The following is a 1362-nucleotide window of genomic DNA, read 5'->3' as shown; positions in this document are numbered from 1 at the left end:
CACTTCGAGTGAGTAAGATCCCTCAGAGACGATGAGGTTGATAGGTTCGAGGTAGAAGCATGGTGACATGTGGAGCTGACGAATACTAATCGATCGAGGACTTAACTAACTTCTATTTTGATGTCGTCATCTACTCTTATTTAGTTTTCAGGGTATAAGTTTAAAAAAAGACTTGCATTTTCCGAAGGAAATGCATATAATATAACTTGTCCTTAAAAATTACATACTTTAATGTCTGGTAATGAAGGCGGAGAGGTCACACCTGTTCCCATACCGAACACAGCAGTTAAGCTTTCCAGCGCCGATGGTAGTTGAGACTTTGTCTCTGCGAGAGTAGGACGTTGCCAGGCATATTAGACGGAGGATTAGCTCAGTTGGGAGAGCACCTGCCTTACAAGCAGGGGGTCGCAGGTTCAAGTCCTGCATCCTCCACCATCCAGCCGGCCTAGCTCAATTGGTAGAGCAACTGACTTGTAATCAGTAGGTTGGGGGTTCAAGTCCTCTGGCCGGCACCATTTTTTAATTCGAATATAAAGTCGAAACACATTGCGAGCCATTAGCTCAGTCGGTAGAGCATCTGACTTTTAATCAGAGGGTCACAGGTTCGAATCCTGTATGGCTCACCATTTTAATGCGCGGGTGTGGCGGAATTGGCAGACGCGCTAGACTTAGGATCTAGTGTCTTCGGACGTGGGGGTTCAAGTCCCTTCACCCGCACTTTATATATGATTAAAAACGAGCGGAAGTAGTTCAGTGGTAGAACACCACCTTGCCAAGGTGGGGGTCGCGGGTTCGAATCCCGTCTTCCGCTCCAACCCTTGCCGGGGTGGCGGAACTGGCAGACGCACAGGACTTAAAATCCTGCGGTAGGTTACTACCGTACCGGTTCGATTCCGGTCCTCGGCACCATCTTGCGCCCGTAGCTCAATTGGATAGAGCGTTTGACTACGGATCAAAAGGTTAGGGGTTCGACTCCTCTCGGGCGCGCCATATATACGGGAAGTAGCTCAGCTTGGTAGAGCACTTGGTTTGGGACCAAGGGGCCGCAGGTTCAAATCCTGTCTTCCCGACCATTAAACAATCACGGGGCCTTAGCTCAGCTGGGAGAGCGCCTGCCTTGCACGCAGGAGGTCAGCGGTTCGATCCCGCTAGGCTCCACCATTACTAAAGAATAGTTGACATATTTTAAAACATATGGTAACATTTCTTAGTCGCTAAATTTGAGTGCGACTTTTAATTTGCTCTTTGAAAACTGAACAAAACAACCAGTATGAAAAAGAGGTAAGAAGAAACGTTGGATTTATCTAACGAGAGCTTTTTATCCCTTGAATCAATTTTTGAAGCTAAGAATAGATGACGGTG

General features: G+C 47.3%; 9 tRNA genes and 2 rRNA genes. All 11 read left to right on the top strand.

The features are described from left to right. Positions 1-109: ribosomal RNA gene (locus GN217_RS18570) — 23S ribosomal RNA — on the top strand; the annotation flags it as partial. Between the two features lie 125 nt (positions 110-234). Beyond that, positions 235-350: ribosomal RNA gene (gene rrf, locus GN217_RS18565) — 5S ribosomal RNA — on the top strand. 9 nt (positions 351-359) lie between these two features. Beyond that, positions 360-435 (top strand) — tRNA-Val (locus tag GN217_RS18560). A gap of 4 nt (positions 436-439) precedes the next feature. Then, positions 440-515: transfer RNA gene (locus GN217_RS18555), tRNA-Thr, on the top strand. A 35-nt stretch (positions 516-550) separates the two neighbouring features. Further along, positions 551-626 (top strand) — tRNA-Lys (locus GN217_RS18550). A 9-nt stretch (positions 627-635) separates the two neighbouring features. Further along, a tRNA-Leu gene (locus GN217_RS18545) sits at positions 636-717 on the top strand. A gap of 22 nt (positions 718-739) precedes the next feature. Beyond that, positions 740-814: transfer RNA gene (locus GN217_RS18540), tRNA-Gly, on the top strand. A 6-nt stretch (positions 815-820) separates the two neighbouring features. Beyond that, positions 821-909, top strand: a tRNA-Leu gene (locus tag GN217_RS18535). Positions 910-913: 4 nt separating this feature from the next. After that, positions 914-990 (top strand) — tRNA-Arg (locus GN217_RS18530). A 6-nt stretch (positions 991-996) separates the two neighbouring features. Then, positions 997-1073: transfer RNA gene (locus tag GN217_RS18525), tRNA-Pro, on the top strand. Between the two features lie 12 nt (positions 1074-1085). Next, positions 1086-1161 (top strand) — tRNA-Ala (locus GN217_RS18520). Positions 1162-1362: the final 201 nt, after the last annotated feature.

Origin of the sequence: Oceanobacillus sp. AG (assembly GCF_009746545.1) — a bacterium.
In the GTDB taxonomy this organism is placed as follows: domain Bacteria; phylum Bacillota; class Bacilli; order Bacillales; family Amphibacillaceae; genus Oceanobacillus; species Oceanobacillus indicireducens.
The sequence above is the reverse complement of the archived record's forward strand: the minus strand, read 5'-3'. Positions and strand labels throughout refer to the sequence as shown.